This window comes from Burkholderia sp. HAN2018 (assembly GCF_024704855.1).
Lineage (GTDB): Bacteria > Pseudomonadota > Gammaproteobacteria > Burkholderiales > Burkholderiaceae > Burkholderia > Burkholderia cepacia.
In genome coordinates this window covers 1-18454 of the sequence record NZ_QOBB01000147.1, presented here as the reverse complement: position 1 = coordinate 18454, position 18454 = coordinate 1, and the positions used below count along the sequence as shown (strand labels likewise).

21 protein-coding genes and 1 tRNA gene are annotated in these 18454 nt (G+C 65.4%); 15 read left to right on the top strand and 7 right to left on the bottom strand.

Annotated features, from left to right (window positions below; all coding sequences use genetic code 11):
- From lolB to hisC, 7 genes are all read left to right on the top strand, one after another.
- Nucleotides 1-514: lipoprotein insertase outer membrane protein LolB (gene lolB / locus DPV74_RS28265; protein ID WP_119338378.1), on the top strand; the 514-nt coding region annotated here is incomplete at its 5' end.
- A 25-nt stretch (nt 515-539) separates the two neighbouring features.
- On the top strand, nt 540-1421 hold the full coding sequence (gene ispE / locus DPV74_RS28260) for a 4-(cytidine 5'-diphospho)-2-C-methyl-D-erythritol kinase (RefSeq protein ID WP_119338377.1): 882 nt from the start codon (nt 540-542) through the stop codon (nt 1419-1421).
- A gap of 55 nt (nt 1422-1476) precedes the next feature.
- Nucleotides 1477-1553, top strand: a tRNA-Gln gene (locus tag DPV74_RS28255).
- Nucleotides 1554-1598: 45 nt separating this feature from the next.
- Nucleotides 1599-2561, top strand: coding sequence for a ribose-phosphate pyrophosphokinase (locus tag DPV74_RS28250; protein ID WP_027789096.1), 963 nt, complete (start codon nt 1599-1601; stop codon nt 2559-2561).
- Nucleotides 2562-2722: 161 nt separating this feature from the next.
- On the top strand, nt 2723-3328 hold the full coding sequence (locus tag DPV74_RS28245; protein ID WP_027789095.1) for a 50S ribosomal protein L25/general stress protein Ctc: 606 nt from the start codon (nt 2723-2725) through the stop codon (nt 3326-3328).
- Between the two features lie 120 nt (nt 3329-3448).
- Complete coding sequence (gene pth / locus DPV74_RS28240; RefSeq protein ID WP_021163050.1) at nt 3449-4048, top strand: aminoacyl-tRNA hydrolase; 600 nt, start codon at nt 3449-3451, stop codon at nt 4046-4048.
- Nucleotides 4049-4163: 115 nt separating this feature from the next.
- Nucleotides 4164-5231, top strand: a complete 1068-nt coding sequence (gene hisC / locus DPV74_RS28235) for a histidinol-phosphate transaminase (RefSeq protein ID WP_119338376.1) — start codon at nt 4164-4166, stop codon at nt 5229-5231.
- A gap of 84 nt (nt 5232-5315) precedes the next feature.
- On the opposite strand, the gene DPV74_RS28230 is transcribed toward hisC, so the two are convergent.
- The 3 genes from DPV74_RS28230 to rsmD form a co-directional block, all read right to left on the bottom strand.
- Nucleotides 5316-5582 carry a YfhL family 4Fe-4S dicluster ferredoxin gene (locus tag DPV74_RS28230; RefSeq protein WP_006477774.1) on the bottom strand — a complete coding sequence of 89 codons (267 nt, stop codon included), beginning with the start codon at nt 5580-5582 and terminating at the stop codon, nt 5316-5318.
- A 59-nt stretch (nt 5583-5641) separates the two neighbouring features.
- The gene (gene coaD / locus DPV74_RS28225) at nt 5642-6139 is read right to left on the bottom strand and encodes a pantetheine-phosphate adenylyltransferase (RefSeq protein WP_021163047.1); all 498 of its coding nucleotides are present in this window, start codon (nt 6137-6139) and stop codon (nt 5642-5644) included.
- A 111-nt stretch (nt 6140-6250) separates the two neighbouring features.
- The gene (gene rsmD, locus DPV74_RS28220; RefSeq protein ID WP_119338375.1) at nt 6251-6865 is read right to left on the bottom strand and encodes a 16S rRNA (guanine(966)-N(2))-methyltransferase RsmD; all 615 of its coding nucleotides are present in this window, start codon (nt 6863-6865) and stop codon (nt 6251-6253) included.
- Between the two features lie 216 nt (nt 6866-7081).
- Here rsmD and ftsY point away from each other — a divergent pair, with 216 nt between their 5' ends.
- The gene (ftsY, locus tag DPV74_RS28215; protein ID WP_021163045.1) at nt 7082-8236 is read left to right on the top strand and encodes a signal recognition particle-docking protein FtsY; all 1155 of its coding nucleotides are present in this window, start codon (nt 7082-7084) and stop codon (nt 8234-8236) included.
- An 83-nt stretch (nt 8237-8319) separates the two neighbouring features.
- Here the strand turns inward: ftsY and maiA are convergent, their stop codons facing one another.
- Complete coding sequence (maiA, locus tag DPV74_RS28210) at nt 8320-8964, bottom strand: maleylacetoacetate isomerase (protein ID WP_059688681.1); 645 nt, start codon at nt 8962-8964, stop codon at nt 8320-8322.
- Between the two features lie 194 nt (nt 8965-9158).
- Between maiA and ybiB the strand changes: the two genes are divergently transcribed.
- Both ybiB and leuA read left to right on the top strand, forming a co-directional pair.
- Entirely contained in the window at nt 9159-10133 is a 975-nt protein-coding gene (ybiB, locus tag DPV74_RS28205) for a DNA-binding protein YbiB (RefSeq protein ID WP_027789091.1), read from the top strand.
- A gap of 380 nt (nt 10134-10513) precedes the next feature.
- Nucleotides 10514-12160 (top strand): 2-isopropylmalate synthase, encoded by a 1647-nt coding sequence (leuA, locus tag DPV74_RS28200; RefSeq protein ID WP_060084179.1) that lies wholly within the window; start codon nt 10514-10516, stop codon nt 12158-12160.
- Nucleotides 12161-12302: 142 nt separating this feature from the next.
- On the opposite strand, the gene DPV74_RS28195 is transcribed toward leuA, so the two are convergent.
- Both DPV74_RS28195 and DPV74_RS28190 read right to left on the bottom strand, forming a co-directional pair.
- Entirely contained in the window at nt 12303-12686 is a 384-nt protein-coding gene (locus DPV74_RS28195; protein ID WP_027789089.1) for a nuclear transport factor 2 family protein, read from the bottom strand.
- 45 nt (nt 12687-12731) lie between these two features.
- A complete protein-coding gene (locus DPV74_RS28190) occupies nt 12732-13301 on the bottom strand; it encodes an acyloxyacyl hydrolase (protein ID WP_021163039.1) in 570 nt (189 codons plus the stop codon).
- Nucleotides 13302-13659: 358 nt separating this feature from the next.
- Between DPV74_RS28190 and rpoH the strand changes: the two genes are divergently transcribed.
- The 5 genes from rpoH (at nt 13660) to cydX (ending at nt 18164) form a co-directional block, all read left to right on the top strand.
- Entirely contained in the window at nt 13660-14595 is a 936-nt protein-coding gene (gene rpoH / locus DPV74_RS28185; RefSeq protein WP_059695066.1) for an RNA polymerase sigma factor RpoH, read from the top strand.
- 373 nt (nt 14596-14968) lie between these two features.
- A complete protein-coding gene (cydP, locus tag DPV74_RS28180; protein WP_027789087.1) occupies nt 14969-15253 on the top strand; it encodes a cytochrome oxidase putative small subunit CydP in 285 nt (94 codons plus the stop codon).
- Nucleotides 15243-16823, top strand: coding sequence for a cytochrome ubiquinol oxidase subunit I (locus DPV74_RS28175; RefSeq protein ID WP_027789086.1), 1581 nt, complete (start codon nt 15243-15245; stop codon nt 16821-16823). Before cydP ends, DPV74_RS28175 begins: the two co-directional genes overlap by 11 nt.
- Before the next feature lie 31 nt (nt 16824-16854).
- Nucleotides 16855-17991, top strand: a complete 1137-nt coding sequence (cydB, locus tag DPV74_RS28170; RefSeq protein WP_119338374.1) for a cytochrome d ubiquinol oxidase subunit II — start codon at nt 16855-16857, stop codon at nt 17989-17991.
- Between the two features lie 56 nt (nt 17992-18047).
- A complete protein-coding gene (cydX, locus tag DPV74_RS28165; protein WP_021163033.1) occupies nt 18048-18164 on the top strand; it encodes a cytochrome bd-I oxidase subunit CydX in 117 nt (38 codons plus the stop codon).
- Between the two features lie 105 nt (nt 18165-18269).
- Here cydX and DPV74_RS28160 read toward each other — a convergent pair.
- A partial coding sequence (locus DPV74_RS28160) for a hypothetical protein (protein WP_205571949.1) occupies nt 18270-18454 on the bottom strand: 185 nt, incomplete at its 5' end.

Sequence of the window (18454 nt, the reverse complement as noted above, 5' to 3'; positions counted from 1 at the left end):
CGGCGTGCCAACGGGCGCGCCGCTGCAGACCGCCGCAGCGCACGCTTACCATGGCCGCTTCGCGGTGCAGTACGACGACCGTCTCGGCAAGCAGCAGAACGTGTACGGCAACTTCGACTGGCAGGAGCACGGTGACGACGTGTCGCTCGAGCTGCGCAGCCCGCTCGGCCAGACGCTCGCGGTCGTGAAATCGACGCCGCAGGCGGCATCGCTCGAATTGCCGAACCGTCCGACGCAATATGCGCCGGACGTCGGCGACCTGATGCAGAAAACGCTCGGCTTCGAACTGCCGCTCGCGGGCCTGCGCTACTGGCTGCTGCCCACGGCCGCGCCCGCGACCCCTGCGGAAACGGTGCGCGACCCGGCCGACGGCACGCGCGTCAAGCAGATCCGCCAGGACGGCTGGACGATCGACTACCTTGCCTACGCGGATGCCCCGGCCACGGGCGTCAAACGCGTCAACCTCGTGCGCGCGACCCCGCCGCTCGACATCAAGCTCGTGCTCGACCAGTGAGCACCGGCCCAGCCCAGACATACGCATGACCGATTCGACCCGCTCGCTGCGCAATTGCCTTGCGCCCGCGAAACTCAACCTGTTCCTGCACATCACCGGCCGCCGCCCGAACGGCTATCACGATCTGCAGAGCGTGTTCCAGTTGCTGAACTGGGGCGACACGCTGCATTTCACGCTGCGCGACGACGGTCGCGTCGCGCGCGTCACCGACGTGCCCGGCGTGCCCGAGGAAAGCGACCTCGTCGTTCGCGCAGCCAACCTGCTGAAAGCACATACGGGCACCGCGCACGGCGTCGACATCGAGATCGACAAGTGCCTGCCGATGGGGGCCGGCCTTGGCGGCGGCAGCTCCGACGCCGCAACGACGCTGCTCGCACTGAACCGCCTGTGGCGACTCGACCTGCCTCGCGCCGAGCTTCAGTCGCTCGCGGTCAAACTCGGCGCAGACGTCCCGTTTTTTATTTTTGGAAAAAATGCGTTCGCAGAGGGTATCGGAGAAGAATTAGCTGAGGTACAATTGCCGACTCGCTGGTTCTTGGTTGTGACGCCAAGCGTTCATGTCCCGACCGCTGAAATATTTTCAGATGAGTTGTTGACAAGAGATACGAAGCCCGTCACAATTGCTGACTTTCTTGCACAGCAAACCAGCGATGCGGGATGGCCAGACAGCTTCGGCCGGAACGACATGCAGGAAGTTGTAACAAGGAAGTACGCGGAAGTTGCGCAGGCGGTTAAATGGTTGTATGATTTGACCCCCGCGAGGATGACCGGCTCCGGAGCAAGCGTGTTTGCAGCGTTTCACAGCAAGCACGAGGCAGAAGCGGCGAAAGCCAAGCTGCCCGCCAGTTGGAAAGGTGCAGTTGCCGAGAGTCTGGACGAGCATCCGCTCTTCGCTTTCGCGTCATGAAGTTTTACTTTGCCGAACGGCCTACACGAGTTCGGTAAAGCAGTCAGTTAAGTGTAGGGGAGTCGCCAAGTTGGTCAAGGCACCGGATTTTGATTCCGGCATGCGAGGGTTCGAGTCCTTCCTCCCCTGCCAAAAAATTTTCCCGCATTTCCCGCCCAAGCCTGAAGCAGGTGCACGATGAGCAGCCACAGCCATGATGGCCTGATGGTCTTTACTGGCAACGCGAATCCCGCGCTCGCCCAGGAAGTCGTCAATATCCTTGGTATCCCCCTCGGCAAAGCAATGGTCAGCCGTTTCTCCGACGGCGAGATCCAGGTCGAGATCCAGGAAAACGTGCGCGGCAAGGACGTCTTCGTCCTGCAATCCACGTGCGCACCGACGAACGACAACCTGATGGAACTGATGATCATGGTCGATGCGCTCAAGCGCGCATCCGCCGGCCGGATCACTGCAGCCATCCCCTACTTCGGCTACGCCCGTCAGGATCGCCGCCCGCGTTCGGCGCGCGTTGCGATCTCGGCGAAGGTCGTCGCGAACATGCTGGAAATCGCCGGCGTCGAGCGGATCATCACGATGGATCTGCACGCCGACCAGATTCAAGGCTTCTTCGACATCCCGGTCGACAACATCTACGCAACGCCGATCCTGCTGGGTGACCTGCGCAAGCAGAACTACCCGGATCTGCTCGTCGTGTCGCCGGACGTCGGCGGCGTGGTGCGTGCCCGGGCACTCGCGAAGCAGCTCAACTGCGATCTCGCGATCATCGACAAGCGTCGCCCGAAGGCGAACGTCTCCGAAGTGATGAACATCATCGGTGAAGTCGAAGGCCGCACCTGCGTGATCATGGACGACATGGTCGATACGGCAGGCACGCTCTGCAAGGCCGCGCAAGTGCTGAAGGAGCGCGGCGCGAAACAGGTTTTCGCCTACGCGACGCACCCGGTGCTATCGGGTGGCGCGGGTGATCGCATCGCCGCGTCGGCACTCGACGAGCTGGTGGTCACCGACACGATCCCGCTGTCCGCCGAATCGCTCGGCTGCTCGAAGATCCGTGCACTGACGAGCGCGAGCCTGCTGGCCGAAACGTTCTCGCGGATCCGCCGCGGCGATTCGGTGATGTCGCTGTTCGCGGAATCCTGATCGCGAATCGACTGAACAAAGTATGCGCAGAAAGCGAAGCGGCAACGCTTCGCTTTTTGCACAATCGGACGGGATAGACGAAACCCCGTCCGCTTCATCGGGGGCCGACATTTGACGGCCCCGTTTTACTGCCTGGTCGCGGGCAGCCATTGGAGAATCATATGAAAGTCGTCGCTTTCGAGCGCCAACAGCAAGGTACGGGTGCGAGCCGCCGCCTGCGCAACGCCGGTAAGACCACGGGTATCGTTTACGGTGGCGAAGCAGCCCCGCAAAAGATCGAACTCGATCACAACGCCCTGTGGCACGCCCTGAAGAAGGAAGCTTTCCACTCGTCGATCCTCGACCTCGAAGTGGCTGGCCAGTCGCAACAGGTTCTGCTGCGCGACGTGCAATACCACCCGTTCAAGCAACTGGTGCTGCACGTGGACTTCCAGCGCGTTGACGCGAAGAAGAAGCTGCACACGAAGGCTCCGCTGCACTTCCTGAACGCTGAAATCAGCCCGGCCGTGAAGCTGTCGAGCGCGGTCGTTTCGCACGTCGCGACGGAAATCGAAATCGAGTGCCTGCCGGCTGACCTGCCGGAGTTCCTCGAAGTCGACCTGTCGAAGATCGAAGCCGGTCAATCGCTGCACGCGAAGGACATCGCACTGCCGAAGGGCGTCGCGCTGGTCGCGCACGTCGACGCGGAAAACCCGGTTGTCGCATCGGCGACGGTCCCGGCTGGTGCCGTGTCGGACGCAGCCGAAGGCGAAACGCCGGCTGCCTAAGCGGCCGCCTACGCGCCCCATCGATCCGTTTCACGAAACGGTCGACGCAACCCGCCGCGGCTTGCCCGGCGGGTTTTTCTTTTTCTGCGCCCAGGCGGCGGCTGCCGCCTTCGAAACGTCATGATCAAATTGATCGTCGGCCTCGGCAATCCCGGGGCGGAATACACTGCGACGCGCCACAACGCCGGCTTCTGGCTGATCGACCAGCTCGCCCGCGAAGCAGGCGCGACGCTGCGCGACGAACGCCGCTTCCATGGCTTCTACGCGAAAGCGCGCCTGCACGGTGAGGAAGTCCACCTGCTCGAGCCGCAAACCTACATGAACCGCTCCGGCCAGTCGGTCGTCGCGCTCGCGCAGTTCTTCAAGATCCTGCCCGACCAGATCCTCGTCGCACACGACGAGCTCGACCTGCCGCCCGGCACCGTGAAGCTGAAGCTCGGCGGCGGCAGTGGCGGCCACAACGGCCTGAAAGACATCACCGCACACCTGTCGTCGCAACAGTACTGGCGGCTGCGAATCGGCATCGGCCATCCGCGCGACCTGATTCCGGAAAGCGCCCGCGCCGGCGCGAAGCCCGATGTCGCGAACTTCGTGCTGAAGCCGCCGCGCCGCGAGGAGCAGGACGTGATCGACGCGTCGATCGAGCGCGCGCTCGCCGTGATGCCGATGGTCGTCAAGGGCGAACTTGACCGCGCGACGATGCAGCTGCATCGCAACTGACCGCAGCGCCCCGCGACGATCCATCGCGCCGCCCGGCGTCGCCGGGCGGCCCCGCCCGCCCCATCCTGCGCATACTTGCGGTAATCTGGTCGCTTTGCCCGACAGGAGCCAAGCGGTGAGCCGTTACTGGAGCGACGTCGTTCAGCAACTCGTGCCTTACGTGCCGGGCGAGCAGCCCGCGCTCGCACACCCGGTCAAGCTGAACACCAACGAGAATCCCTATCCGCCGTCGCCGCGCGTCGTCGCGGCGATCGCACGCGAACTCGGCGTGACCGGCGACACGCTGCGCCGCTATCCGGACCCGGTTGCGCGCGCGCTGCGCGAGACGGTCGCGGCCCATCACCGCATCCAGCCCGAGCAGGTGTTCGTCGGCAACGGCTCGGACGAGGTGCTCGCGCACACATTCCAGGCGCTGCTCAAGCACGACCGGCCGCTGCGCTTCCCCGACATCACGTACAGCTTCTATCCGACCTATGCACGCCTGTACGGCGTCGAGACGACGGTCGTGCCGCTCGCGGATGACTTCTCGATCCGCGTCGACGACTATCTCGACGACGCCGGCGGCGTGCTGTTTCCGAACCCGAACGCGCCGACCGGGCGCGCGCTGCCGCTCGCGGATGTCGAGCGGATTGCGGCCGCGAATCCGTCGTCGGTCGTCGTGATCGACGAAGCCTATGTCGACTTCGGCGCGCAGTCCGCGATTGCGCTGATCGACCGCTACCCGAACCTGCTCGTCGTGCACACGACGTCGAAGGCGCGCTCGCTCGCGGGCATGCGCGTCGGTTTCGCATTCGGCGATGCCGCGCTGATCGACGCGCTGAACCGCGTGAAGGACAGCTTCAACTCGTACCCGCTCGACCGGCTCGCGCAAGTCGCCGCGCAGGCGGCGTACGAAGACACCGATTATTTCAGCGCAACCTGCCGGCGCGTGATCGATAGCCGGACGCGGCTCACGCACGCGCTCGACACGCTCGGCTTCGACGTCGTGCCGTCGGCCGCGAATTTCGTGTTCGCGCGCCATCCCGCGCACGACGCGGGCGCCATCGCGGCCAAACTGAAGGAACGGGAAATTTTCGTGCGGCACTTCGGGCTGCCGCGAATCGACCAGCACCTGCGCATCACCGTCGGCATCGATGCCGAATGCGATGCGCTCGTCGCGGCGTTGCGCGAGCTGCTGGCCTGACATGAAGGAATCGGCGCCAGGCGGCGCCGATCCGGATGCGTAACGCGCGTGCCGAAGAACCCGGGCGCGCGCGTCACCGCGGGGTCACGACGCGTCGTCGCCTTTCACGGCGATCAACGCGTGATACTTCTCCATCAATTGCGCGTGCGATTCGTCATGCTGCGGATCGCGCGGAATGCATTCGACCGGACACACCTGCTGGCACTGCGGTTCGTCGAAATGGCCGACGCACTCGGTGCACTTGTTCGGGTCGATCACGTAGATGTCCGGGCCCATCGAAATCGCGCCGTTCGGGCACTCGGGCTCGCACACGTCGCAATTGATGCACTCGTCGGTAATCATCAAAGCCATACTGATCTCACTTCTTCAGGCCGGTGGCCGGCTTCGCGACGAAACCGGCCGGCGCCGCGTCACGCGGCAGGGCCTCCCATCGCCGTCACTTTCTCGGTCAGCCACTTCTCGACGGACGGGAACACGAACTTGCTGACATCACCGCCCAACTGCGCGATTTCGCGCACGATCGTGCCCGAGATGAACTGGTACTGGTCGGACGGCGTCATGAACATCGTCTCGACGTCGGGCAACAGATAGCGGTTCATCCCCGCCATCTGGAACTCATATTCGAAATCGGACACGGCTCGCAGGCCGCGCACGATCACGCGTGCGTTGTTGGTGCGGACGAAGTCCTTCAGGAGGCCGGTGAAACTCATCACCTTCACGTTCGGGTAATGGCCGAGCACCTCGTTCGCAATCGTCAGACGTTCTTCCAGCGAGAAGAACGGCTTTTTCGCGCGGCTGTCGGCCACACCGACCACCAGCGTATCAAAAATGCTCGACGCACGCCGCACGAGGTCTTCGTGCCCGCGCGTCAGCGGATCGAACGTACCGGGATACACGGCGACTACCATGTCGCTCCTCCTGTCATCACGCAAACGGGATGGCAGCGGTGCCATGCGCACGCGACTGCCGAGATGGGCATGCGTCGCCTTTGCAGCGCGCCGCCTCGTATGGAACGCGCATTATTCATCATTTTCGCGCCGCAGCAAATGATAGTGAACCGCACCGGCCTTGCCGTGCTTCACCACCTCCCAGCCCGCGAGCGCATCGTGCGCGGCCGGGTCGAGTTCCGCCCCCGTTTCGACGTACAGCGCGCCGCCCGCCGCGACGAGCGGCGCCGCCAGCGCGACCGCGCGATCGAGCACAGCCGGTTCGCCGAACGGCGGATCGAGAAACACGACGTCGAACGCGCCCGGCGTGAGCCCGGCCGCGAGCCGCAACGCGTCCGCCTCCGCGACCTCGACCGCACGCGCGCCGAGCTTGTCCTTGATCGCACGCAGCTGCTGCGCGGCGCGCGGATGGCGCTCGACCATCACGACGCTCGCCGCGCCGCGCGACGCGGCCTCGAAACCGAGCGCGCCCGTGCCCGCGAACAGGTCGAGGCAACGCCGGCCTTCGAGATCCTGGCCGAGCCAGTTGAACAGCGTTTCGCGCACGCGATCGGGCGTCGGCCGCAGGCCGTCGAGATCGAGCACCGCGAGCGGCGTGCGTTTCCAGTCGCCGCCGATGATGCGGATCGTGTGCGGCTTGCCGCGGCTGGAGGGGGCCGCCTGGCGGCCGGAAGAGGAACGGGACATACGGAATATCGACGACGAAGGGACCGGGCGCGCGCAGGGGCGCACCGCCAAACAGGCGCACGTTACCACAGCGGCGGCGCGCACTGACGCGAGCGCCACGCCGCACTGATAAAATGCACGGTTTCGGCCGCCGTGCGCCGCGCCCGCGCGAACGCAGGACGGCCCGTCCGGTGCCCCGCTTCCGGCGGCGGCCCGCCCTCTTCCCGACGTCAGACCATGTTCAGCTTCTTCAAACGATTCAAGAAAACGCAGGAGCCCGATCCGGCGGAATCGCAATCGGCCGACGCGCAGCAAACGGACGAACCGTCCGATGCGCCCGCAGTCGAGGCCCCGCCTGCGGCCGAAGTGCCGCAAGCGCCCGCGCAACCGGCCGCGCCGGCCGTCGTGATGACGGTCACGCCGACCAACGACGGGCGCGACGAAGTCGTCGAGACGGTCGAAATCGTTCCGCCGCCGCTGCAGGACGCCACCGCGAAGAAATCGTGGCTCGCCCGCCTGAAAACGGGGCTCGCCAAGACGGGCTCGAGCATCACCGGCGTCTTCGTCAACACGAAGATCGACGAGGATCTGTACGAGGAGCTCGAAACCGCGCTGCTGATGTCCGACGCGGGCGTCGACGCGACCGAGTACCTGCTCGGCGCGCTACGCGAAAAGGTGCGCGCGGGTCGCCTGACCGACCCGCAGCAGGTGAAGGCCGCGCTGCACGACCTGCTCGTCGAGTTGCTGACGCCGCTCGAGAAGTCGCTGATGCTCGGCCGCGCGCAACCGCTCGTGATGATGATTACCGGCGTGAACGGTGCGGGCAAGACGACCAGCATCGGCAAGCTCGCAAAGCATCTGCAGAGCTTCGACCAGTCGGTGCTGCTGGCCGCGGGCGACACGTTCCGCGCGGCCGCGCGCGAACAGCTGGCGGTCTGGGGCGAGCGCAACAACGTGACGGTCGTGCAGCAGGAAAGCGGCGATCCGGCCGCGGTGATCTTCGACGCGGTCAGCGCCGCGCGCGCGCGCAAGATCGACGTGATGATGGCCGACACGGCCGGCCGCCTGCCGACGCAGCTCCACCTGATGGAAGAGCTGAAGAAGGTGAAGCGCGTGATCTCGAAGGCGCACGACGGCGCGCCGCACGAAGTGCTGCTGGTGATCGACGCGAACACCGGCCAGAACGCGCTCACGCAGGTCAAGGCATTCGACGACGCGCTCGGCCTCACCGGCCTCATCGTCACGAAGCTCGACGGTACCGCGAAGGGCGGGATTCTCGCCGCGATCGCGCGGCAGCGCCCGGTGCCGGTCTACTTCATCGGCGTCGGCGAGAAGGTCGAGGATCTGCAGCCGTTCAGCGCGGTCGAATTCGCGGACGCGCTGCTCGGCTGAACACCGCCGGCACGCATCGCACGGGGCGCCTTCGGGCGCCCTTTTTCATGCGCGCCCGGTCATGCATGCCGGGCGCACCGCGCTCATTCGGCGTCGGGCTGCGCGCCGGGCTCGGCGGCCTTGAACGCCTCGAGCGTCGACGCGTGGTCGACGATCCGCTGGATCGTCGGATAGCGCGTCGTGTCGATCGAGAAGCGGTTCGCGTTGAACACCTGCGGCACGAGGCACACGTCGGCGAGTGTCGGCGTGTCGCCGAAACACAGCTTGCCGGTGCGCGGATCGCTCGCGAGACGGGTCTCGAGCGATTCGAAGCCCGCCTCGATCCAGTGCCGGTACCACGCGTTCTTCGCTTCTTCGGGCACCTTCAGCGTGTGCTTCAGGTACTTCAGCACGCGCAGGTTGTTGAGCGGATGGATTTCGCACGCGATCTGCAGCGCGACCGCACGCACATAGGCGCGATCGACGGGCTGCTTTGGCAGCAGCGCCGGTTCCGGATGGGTTTCCTCGAGATATTCGATGATCGCGAGCGACTGCTGCAGCGTCGCGTCGCCGTCGGTCAGCGTCGGCACGACCGCGTCCGGATTCAGCGCGCGGTACGCGTCCTTCAGTTGCTCGCCGCCGTCACGCAGCATGTGCACGGGAACATAGTCGAACGGCAGCTGCTTCAGGTTCAGGGCGATCCGCACGCGGTACGACGCGGAACTGCGGAAATAGCTGTAAAGCTTCATGGGATGTCTCTCGTAGTCGTATTCGGCCGGCAACGGCACGGGCGCGGCGCAGCCGGCGCGCGCACCGCCGGGAAGCAGAGTGTAGCGCGCCGCGATGCGCCCCCCTTGCTTGCGTCGTCCGCGCCCGTGCGATACTCGGGCATTCCTCACCGCTCACAGCGCGGCCCGATGCCGGCCGCCCGCCCCACGCCCCGATGACCGCTTCCCACGATCCCGCCGCCGTTCCGTTCCCGTGCGCCCGCTTCATCAAGGAAATCGGCCGCGGCCCGAACGGCGCACGCGCACTGTCCGCCGAGGACACGTTCGAGCTCTATCGCGCGATGCTCGACGCGCGCGTGTCGGATGTCGAACTCGGCGCGATCCTGATCGCCTATCGGCTGAAGGGCGAATCCGCCGACGAGCTGGCCGCGATGCTCGCCGCCGCGCAGGCGTCGTTCGAGCCCGTGCACGTACAGGACGCGGCGTTCCGCCCCGTCGCGATCCCGAGCTACAACGGCGCGCGCAAGCAGCCGAACCTCGTGCCGCTGCTCGCACTGCTGCTCGCGCGCGAAGGCGTGCCGGTGCTCGTGCATGGTGTCGAGCAGGATCCGGGCCGCGTGACGAGCGCCGAGATCTTCTCGGCGCTGTCGCTTGCGCCGTCGGCGTCGCACGATGCGATCGAGGACACGCTTGCCGAGCGCCGCGTCGCGTTCGCGTCAATCGAGGTGCTGGCGCCGCGCATCGCGCGCCTGCTGTCGATGCGCCGCGTGCTCGGCGTGCGCAATTCGACGCACACGCTCGTGAAGATCCTGCAGCCATTCGCACCGGCCGGCCTGCGGCTCGTCAACTACACGCACCCGCCGTACCGCGACAGCCTCGCGCAGCTGTTCCGCGACCATCCCGACGCCGCGCTCGGCGGCGCGCTGCTCGCGCGCGGCACCGAGGGCGAAGCCGTTGCCGACACGCGGCGCCAGGTGCAGGTCGACTGGTTGCACGACGGCGTGTGCGACACGCTGATCGAGGCCGAGCGCTCGTCGACCGAAGCGCCCCCCGTCGCCCTGCCCGAATCGCGCGATGCGGCCACGACGGCCGCGTGGACGGACGCCGTATTGCGCGGCGAGGTGCCGGTGCCCGACACCGTCGCCCGCCAGGTCGCGACGATCGTGCAGATCACCCGCATCGCGCGCTGACGGCACGCCCGCGAACCGGCCCCGCGCGCCAGGCATTTGACACGCGGGCGCATCCTGGCATAGAGTTGCCGTCATGCGTTCCTTTCCGAACACCCTCCGAATTACCTCCGGCCGCCTAGCGCGGCCGCTATCGCTACGACTAGCCTAAGGCTGTCGTAGCGCCGTGTGCTGTCCGCACGGTCCCTCCCAGCAGTTCCTCGCAGTACCCCTCTCGCAGTTTTTACAACCCGAAGTCGTCAGCATTCGTCCGTCTATCCGTCGGCCGATTCGCGAAGATCATCCGCATCCGCAGCGCGCTCACGTGCCGCGGAGCGAGGCAGCGCCAACCGTCGCCCATGCCGCCCGTCTTCGCTCGCGACTTGAGACCCGAGGTCCAGAAGATGCAGCGCAATCCGCAAGACAAGTACCGTCCGTTCGAGCCCGTCCGTCTCAATGGCCGCAAATGGCCGTCGCGCACCATCGAGCGCGCGCCCGTCTGGATGAGCACCGACCTGCGCGACGGCAACCAGTCGCTGATCGAGCCGATGAGCATCGAGCAGAAGCTCGAATTCTTCGAGATGCTGGTCGCGATCGGATTCAAGGAGATCGAAGTCGGTTTTCCGTCGGCGTCGCAAACCGACTTCGATTTCGTCCGCAAGCTGATCGACGACAAGCGGATTCCCGACGACGTGACGATCGAAGTGCTCGTGCAGGCGCGCGAAGACCTGATCGCACGCACGTTCGACGCGCTCGAAGGCGTGCCGCGCGCGATCGTGCACCTGTACAACGCGGTCTGCCCGTCGTTCCGCCGCATCGTGTTCGGGATGTCGAAGGCCGACGTGAAGGCGCTCGCGATCGACGGCACGCGCATCATCAAGGAGCACGCCGCCGCGCGCCCCGACACGCAGTGGACCTTCCAGTACTCGCCGGAAACCTTCAGCATGACCGAGCTGACGTTCGCACGCGAGATCTGCGACGCGGTCGCGCAAACCTGGCGCCCGACCCGCGACCACAAGATGATCGTCAACCTGCCGGCCACCGTCGAAGCCGCGAGCCCGAACGTGTTCGCCGACCAGATCGAATGGATGGACCGCAACCTCGCGTATCGCGACAGCATTGTGCTGTCCGTGCATCCGCACAACGACCGCGGCACGGCGGTCGCGGCGGCCGAGCTCGCGCTGCTCGCGGGCGCCGACCGCATCGAGGGTTGCCTGTTCGGCAACGGCGAGCGTACCGGCAACGTCGATCTCGTCACGCTCGCGCTGAATCTCTACACGCAAGGCATCGATCCGGGCCTCGATTTCTCCGACATCGACGCGGTGCGCCGCGTCGTCGAACGCTGCAACCAGATTCCGGTGCATCCGCGCCACCCGTACGCGGGCGACCTCGTGTTCACCGCGTTCTCCGGTTCGCACCAGGACGCGATCCGCAAGGGCTTCGCGCAGCAGCGCCCCGACGCGCCGTGGGAAGTGCCGTACCTGCCGATCGACCCGGCCGACCTCGGCCGCAGCTACGACGCGGTGATCCGCGTCAACAGCCAGTCCGGCAAGGGCGGCGCGACGTTCCTGCTCGAACGCGGAATGGGCTTCACGCCGACGCGGCGCGTGCAGATCGAATTCAGCCACGCGGTGCAGACGCTTGCCGACGCGTCGGGAGAGGAAGTGACGGGCGACGCGATCTGCGCGCTGTTCGCGCGCGAATTCTTCGACACCGACGGCCCGGCCGCGCGCCACGGCAACGGCGCGCGCTGGCGGAACCGCGAAATCGCGACGGCGCCCGCGGCGGATATCGCACCCGACGATGCCGTGCGACGTTTGGCCGCGGCATTCGCGGCCGCCGCCGGCGTCGCGATCGACATTGCTTCGTGCGAACACGCGCGCACGACGGACGGGCGGATCGCGGTATCGGTGGGTTGCCGGGTCGGCGATGCGCCGCTGCGGCACGGCGTCGGCCTGCACGCCGATGCGGCGGGCGCCGCGCTCGATGCGCTCGTCAGCGCGATCAACCGCTCGGCCTGGCACTGCGCGGATCGCCGCGCGGCGGCCTGACGGCCGGTTCCGTTTCAGGGTTCAAACGTCAGCGAGCGGTGCGTGACCGCTCGTGCGCCGCGCGATCCGCGCCGCACGAGGCAGCAAAAAGCGGCCCAGAAGGCCGCTTCGATCGGGACATGAAAACGGGCGCCACGCGCGCTCATGTCTCAGTCGCGCACCGCGTCGCCTGCCACGCGAACAGGCTCCAGCGGCCCTGTTCGTGGGTGTGGACGGAGGTATACGCAATCGGGAAGACCAGGCCGCCGTTGTTCGTTTCCATCTCGATCAACGCACGCCCGGTGACGACGCAGGTTTCATCGCCGACGGGCAGCACGTCCTGCGACTGGATTTCGATCTGGCGATAGCGGCGGCGGCCGGCGACGATGGCGTCGATGAACTGCTGCTTGGTTTCGCGTTTGCCGTTGGTGTGCACGAAGAACACCTTGTCCGACAAAAGCGCGCCGAGCGCCTCGCCGTCGCCGTCCACCATCGCCCGGAACCGATCGCGCTCGAGCGCGCGGATCGCATCGATCACCTTCGCCATCGCCTGACTCCTCGGCAACGCGCACGCCGTGCGCGGGCGTGCGGATCAGAAGTTGTACTGCACGTAGAACTGGTGGAAATTTATACCAGGATTCGGCTCTTTGATACCCGCGTTAGACACATGTTCAAAACGGTAGCCGACCTGATACTGTTGCCGTTGGCCGAACTGCACGCCCACCCCCGCGGTCGGCGAGAACTGGAACGCGGTCCCCAGCGAGAAATGATCCGAGATCGTCGGGTGCGTCAGCAGCCGGACGCCGCCGCCAGCCTCGATGAACGGGCGAATCTCCCCGGCGCTCTTGATGAAGCGGAACAACGGCGTCACGCCGAATTCGCCGATGCTGCCGTGAACGTTGCCGCCCGTGTGCCAGTAGCCGGCGTGCCCTTCCACGACGAACGCGAAGTGCCAACCGCCCATTTCCCACCAGTTCCAGCCCGGATCCCACACCACGCCGAGATCGCCCTTGTCGACCCCGTGGCGATCCGAAAAACCGCCGCCCGCCTGAATCCCCCATCGATCCGCGAATGCCGCACCCGATCCTCCCAGAAGGGACGCCGCCAGCATCGCGTGCAGGACAAGCCTGCTGCGGGGCCGGCGATTCTTCTTATTGTTCATCTGACACTCCAACTTTGTGGGTTGAATGGAACCTGCCGCTTCGGCCGGCTCGAGCGAAGTGAATGGTATGGTAAAGGACTTTTCGGATCGGCATCACGAAGCGAAATGGCTTCCTTCCAAAACAACAAAAATTGAAATCGTCTACTGATTACCATCTGAAACAACGGCTTACGGAACTTCGCGTCGCCTCCCCTGTCGCAGAATAGACTATCGACTCGACTAACTCGATAGAAAAACGGGAACTCCGATGCCCACGCTTGCTCTAAGGAATTAGCACTCAGCTTGCGGGAGTGCTAAGATGCCCCACGGAATCTCATTCGAGACCGGGGGTTTGTCCCTGATTCCAAAGGAGTTTTTAGTGAGCAACGCCCTGACCCTCCCGAACACCCTGAGCCCGGCGCCGGCCAAGGCCGAATCGGCAGGCTCGCTGGCGCTCGCAGCTCAATCGATGTTGCCGGGCCAGCTTGGCAACATCGACGCGTATATCCAGGCCGTCAATCGCATTCCGCTGCTGACGGCAGAAGAGGAACGCCAGTACGCGACCGAATTCCGCGAAAGCAACAATCTCGACTCGGCACGCCGCCTCGTGCTGTCGCACCTGCGGCTCGTCGTGTCGATCGCGCGCAACTATCTCGGGTACGGCCTGCCGCACGGCGACCTGATCCAGGAAGGCAACATCGGCCTGATGAAGGCCGTGAAGCGCTTCGATCCGGCCCAGAACGTTCGTCTCGTGTCGTACGCGATCCACTGGATCAAGGCCGAGATCCACGAGTACATCCTGCGCAACTGGCGCATGGTGAAGGTCGCGACGACGAAGGCGCAGCGCAAGCTGTTCTTCAACCTGCGCAGCCACAAGAAGAGCATGCAGGCGATGACGCCCGAGGAAATCGACGGCCTCGCACAAGAGCTCAACGTCAAGCGCGAAGACGTGACCGAAATGGAAACGCGCCTGTCGGGCGGCGATATCGCGCTCGAAGGGCAGGTCGAAGACGGCGAGGAGTCGTACGCACCGATCGCCTACCTGGCCGACTCGCACAACGAACCGACCGCCGTGCTCGCCGCGCGTCAGCGCGACTCGCTGCAGACGGACGGCATCGCGCAGGCACTCGACGCGCTCGACGCGCGCAGCCGCCGCATCATCGAGGCACGCTGGCTGCATGTCGACGACGACGGCTCGGGCGGCTCGACGCTGCACGATCTCGCCGCCGAGTTCGGCGTGTCGGCGGAACGCATCCGCCAGATCGAGGCGAGCGCGATGAAGAAGATGCGCACCGCCCTCGCCGAATACGCATAAATACCGGCGATTCGGAAAGCTTCATCGAAAACCGCTGCCTGACCGGCAGCGGTTTTTTTTCGCCCGACTTTTTCACCGGTTTTTAGCCGGTTTATCCCTCGCTTCTCCACCCGCTTCTTCGCTCATTTCTCCGTCGATCAATTGACCTGTTTAATCAGGTATTGGACGGTTCGCGGGCCCCTTCCGCATAACCTTGATCTGCCTCAAGTTTCGACCCGTGTTTCGCGACGGTCTGCCGCAGCGCAGCACTCGGCATCGGAAAGCAGTCCTTTTAAAATTGGCATGTCAGGCGCAAAAGGATTAAAACAGCTTCACGGCCGTCATAAATCCGACGTAAAGTCGCCCCCAATCCGACGTAAATCGATTCAGGATAATCGCCTTGATCTCGATCAATAAAGAGCCTGCGCCGCCTCCCCCGCGGCCGGCCGGCACGATCGGCTGGCGTGCGCGCATCGCCGCATGGGCACGCGGCCCGACCCTCGCCCGCGACATCAGCCTGGTGCTGATCGTCAAGCTGATCCTCCTGATGTCGCTCAAATACGCATTCTTCAATCATCCGCAGGCCGAGCACATGTCGCTTCCGCCTGCCGCCGTCGCCGAGAAGCTGCTCTCGGTGCCGGCGCCTGCACCCACCGAGGGAGACCACCATGATAAGTAGCGAAGTCGTCGATCTGTCGCGTCTGCAGTTCGGCATCACGGCGCTCTACCACTTCCTGTTCGTGCCGCTGACGCTCGGCCTGTCCTGGCTGCTCGTCATCATGGAAGCCGTCTACGTGATGACCGGCAAACAGGTCTACAAGGACATGACCCAGTTCTGGGGCAAGCTGTTCGGGATCAACTTCGCGATGGGCGTGACGACCGGCATCACGCTCGAATTCCAGTTCGGCACGAACTGGTCGTACTACTCGCACTATGTCGGCGACATCTTCGGCGTGCCGCTCGCGGTCGAAGGCCTGATGGCGTTCTTCCTCGAATCGACGTTCGTCGGCCTGTTCTTCTTCGGCTGGAACCGCCTGTCGAAGGTCAAGCACCTGATGGTCACGTTCCTCGTCGCGCTGGGCTCGAACCTGTCCGCGCTGTGGATCCTCGTCGCGAACGGCTGGATGAACAACCCGGTCGGCGCCGAGTTCAACTACCAGACGATGCGCATGGAGCTGACGAACCTGTTCGACGTGCTGTTCAACCCGGTCGCGCAGGTGAAGTTCGTGCACACCGTGTCGGCCGGCTACGTGACGGCCGCGATGTTCGTGCTCGGCATCTCGTCGTGGTACCTGCTGAAGAAGCGCGACACCGACTTCGCGCTGCGCTCGTTCGCGGTCGCGGCCGGCTTCGGTCTCGCGTCGACGCTTTGCGTGATCGTGCTCGGCGACGAGTCGGGCTATACGACCGGCGAAGTGCAGAAGATGAAGCTCGCCGCGATCGAATCGGAATGGGAAACCCAGCCGGCGCCGGCCTCGTTCACGCTGATCGGCATCCCGAACCAGAAGGAAGAGCGCACCGACTACGCGATCAAGATCCCGTACGCGCTCGGCCTGATCGCGACGCGCTCGATCGACGAGCCGGTGATCGGCCTGCGCGAACTCGCGAAGCGCAGCGAGGAGCACATCCAGAGCGGGATGGTCGCGTACGGCGCCTTGCAGAAGATCAAGGAAGGCGACACGAGCGATGCGACCCGCGCACTGTTCGACCAGCACAAGCAGTATCTCGGCTACGGATTGATGCTCAAGCAGTTCACGCCGAACGTGGTCGATGCGACGCCGGAGCAGATCAAGGCCGCCGCGAAGAAGACGATCCCGCCGGTCGCGCCCGTGTTCTTCTCGTTCCGGATCATGGTGTTCCTCGGCTTCCTGTTCCTCGCGACCTTCGTCGCCGCGTTCTGGCTCTGCGCGCGCCGGCAGCTGCTGCAGGACAACCGCCGCTGGTTCCTGCGTTATGCGGTGTGGGCGATCCCGCTGCCGTGGCTCGCCGCGGAATTCGGCTGGGTCGTCGCCGAGCTCGGCCGCCAGCCGTGGACGATCGCGGGCATCCTGCCGACGCATCTGTCCGCGTCCAGCCTGACGTCGACGGACCTGTACCTGAGCCTCGCCGGTTTCATCGCGTTCTACACCGCGCTGTTCGTCATCGAGATCAAGCTGATGTTCAAGTACGCGCGCCTCGGCCCGTCGTCGCTGCACACCGGCCGCTATCACCACGAACTCGCGGCCGCCAGCGAGCGCGCCACGGCCTGAGCACGCACCCGAAACGGAACAAGGAATCGCTATGGACTATGCAACTCTCAAGCTGATCTGGTGGCTGCTCGTCGGCGTGCTGCTGATCGGCTTCGCCGTCACCGACGGCTTCGACATGGGCGCGACCGCGCTGCTGCCGTTCCTCGGCAAGACCGACGAGGAACGCCGCATCATCGTCAACACCGTCGGTGCGACGTGGGAAGGCAACCAGGTGTGGCTGATCACGGCCGGCGGCGCGATGTTCGCGGCCTGGCCGCTCGTCTACGCGGCGTCGTTCTCCGGCTTCTACTTCGCGATGCTGCTCGTGCTGTTCGCGTTGTTCTTCCGGCCGGTGGGCTTCGACTACCGCAGCAAGCGCCCTGACCCGCGCTGGCGCGCGGGCTGGGACTGGGGCCTGTTCGTCGGCGGTTTCGTGCCGGCGCTCGTGTTCGGCGTCGCGTTCGGCAACCTGCTGCAAGGCGTGCCGTTCAAGTTCGACAGCGACCTGCGCGTGACCTACTACGGCGGCTTCTGGGCGTTGCTGAACCCGTTCGCGCTGCTGTGCGGGCTCGTCAGCCTCACGATGCTCGTCGCGCACGGTGCGGCCTTCATCAAGATGAAGACGGAAGGCGTGATCGCGCGCCGCGCGTCGGTCGCGCTGCGCGTGGCGTCGTTCCTCGCGGTCGTGCTGTTCGTGCTGGCCGGCGTGCTGATCGCGTCGACCATCGGCGGCTTCCACATCACGCACGCCGCGCCGACCGATACGGTCGCGAACCCGCTGCTCAAGGACGTCGCCGCGGGCTCGGGCCTGTGGCTCGCGAACTACGGCGAATTCCCGTGGATGATCGCGGCGCCCGTCGTCGGGATCGCGGGCGGCCTGCTGGCGATGCTGCTCGCCGGCTCGAAGCAGGAGAAGACGGCCTTCTTCTGCACGGGGCTGATGATCGTCGGCGTGATCCTGACCGCCGGCTTCTCGATGTTCCCGTTCATCATGCCGTCGTCGCTCGACCCGAGGAGCAGCCTGACCGTGTGGGATTCGACGTCGAGCCACATGACGCTGCAGGTGATGCTGTTCGCGGTGATCGTGTTCCTGCCGCTCATCCTGCTCTACACGAGCTGGGTGTATCGCGTGATGCGCGGCAAGGTCACGCGCGAGGTGCTCGAAGAGAACACGCATTCGATGTATTGAACCCGGCCGGGGCGCGCTGGCGCCCCGCCGCCCCCCGTTTCGCAAGGAGTCGGATCATGTGGTATTTCAGCTGGATTCTCGGTATCGGCGTCGCGCTGTCGTTCGGCATCGTCAATGCGATGTGGCTCGAAGCACGGCAGAAGACGCAGGAAGCACGCGTAACCCGCAACTGACGCGTTCGGCCGATCGGCCGGCCGCCGCCCGGAAGGAACCTCGCCTCGCGCGAGGTTTTTTTTTCGCTCCGACACGCCGGGCAGGCCGGACACGCCGATGCCAATTTAGCGCCAGATTGATACCACTTGAATACCAATAAAAGGTTTCATAAGATCTTTGGACACGGCCGCTGACAGGCCGAATCCATCTGGGTGGGGGAGACATGCGAATCCCGTATGCGGCGCGCGCGTGCGCGCCGTCTCGCCGTCGCCGCGCGGCGGCCGGTTGCGCTTCGTCCGCGACCTGCGCC

Coding starts and splice junctions, on each gene's coding strand:
- ispE (WP_119338377.1), top strand. CDS start 540: ATGACCGATTCGACCCGCTCGCTGCGCAATTGCCTTGCGCCCGCGAAA.
- DPV74_RS28250 (WP_027789096.1), top strand. CDS start 1,599: ATGAGCAGCCACAGCCATGATGGCCTGATGGTCTTTACTGGCAACGCG.
- DPV74_RS28245 (WP_027789095.1), top strand. CDS start 2,723: ATGAAAGTCGTCGCTTTCGAGCGCCAACAGCAAGGTACGGGTGCGAGC.
- pth (WP_021163050.1), top strand. CDS start 3,449: ATGATCAAATTGATCGTCGGCCTCGGCAATCCCGGGGCGGAATACACT.
- DPV74_RS28230 (WP_006477774.1), bottom strand. CDS start 5,582: ATGGCTTTGATGATTACCGACGAGTGCATCAATTGCGACGTGTGCGAG.
- coaD (WP_021163047.1), bottom strand. CDS start 6,139: ATGGTAGTCGCCGTGTATCCCGGTACGTTCGATCCGCTGACGCGCGGG.
- rsmD (WP_119338375.1), bottom strand. CDS start 6,865: ATGTCCCGTTCCTCTTCCGGCCGCCAGGCGGCCCCCTCCAGCCGCGGC.
- ftsY (WP_021163045.1), top strand. CDS start 7,082: ATGTTCAGCTTCTTCAAACGATTCAAGAAAACGCAGGAGCCCGATCCG.
- maiA (WP_059688681.1), bottom strand. CDS start 8,964: ATGAAGCTTTACAGCTATTTCCGCAGTTCCGCGTCGTACCGCGTGCGG.
- ybiB (WP_027789091.1), top strand. CDS start 9,159: ATGACCGCTTCCCACGATCCCGCCGCCGTTCCGTTCCCGTGCGCCCGC.
- leuA (WP_060084179.1), top strand. CDS start 10,514: ATGCAGCGCAATCCGCAAGACAAGTACCGTCCGTTCGAGCCCGTCCGT.
- DPV74_RS28195 (WP_027789089.1), bottom strand. CDS start 12,686: ATGGCGAAGGTGATCGATGCGATCCGCGCGCTCGAGCGCGATCGGTTC.
- DPV74_RS28190 (WP_021163039.1), bottom strand. CDS start 13,301: ATGAACAATAAGAAGAATCGCCGGCCCCGCAGCAGGCTTGTCCTGCAC.
- DPV74_RS28175 (WP_027789086.1), top strand. CDS start 15,243: ATGATAAGTAGCGAAGTCGTCGATCTGTCGCGTCTGCAGTTCGGCATC.
- cydB (WP_119338374.1), top strand. CDS start 16,855: ATGGACTATGCAACTCTCAAGCTGATCTGGTGGCTGCTCGTCGGCGTG.
- cydX (WP_021163033.1), top strand. CDS start 18,048: ATGTGGTATTTCAGCTGGATTCTCGGTATCGGCGTCGCGCTGTCGTTC.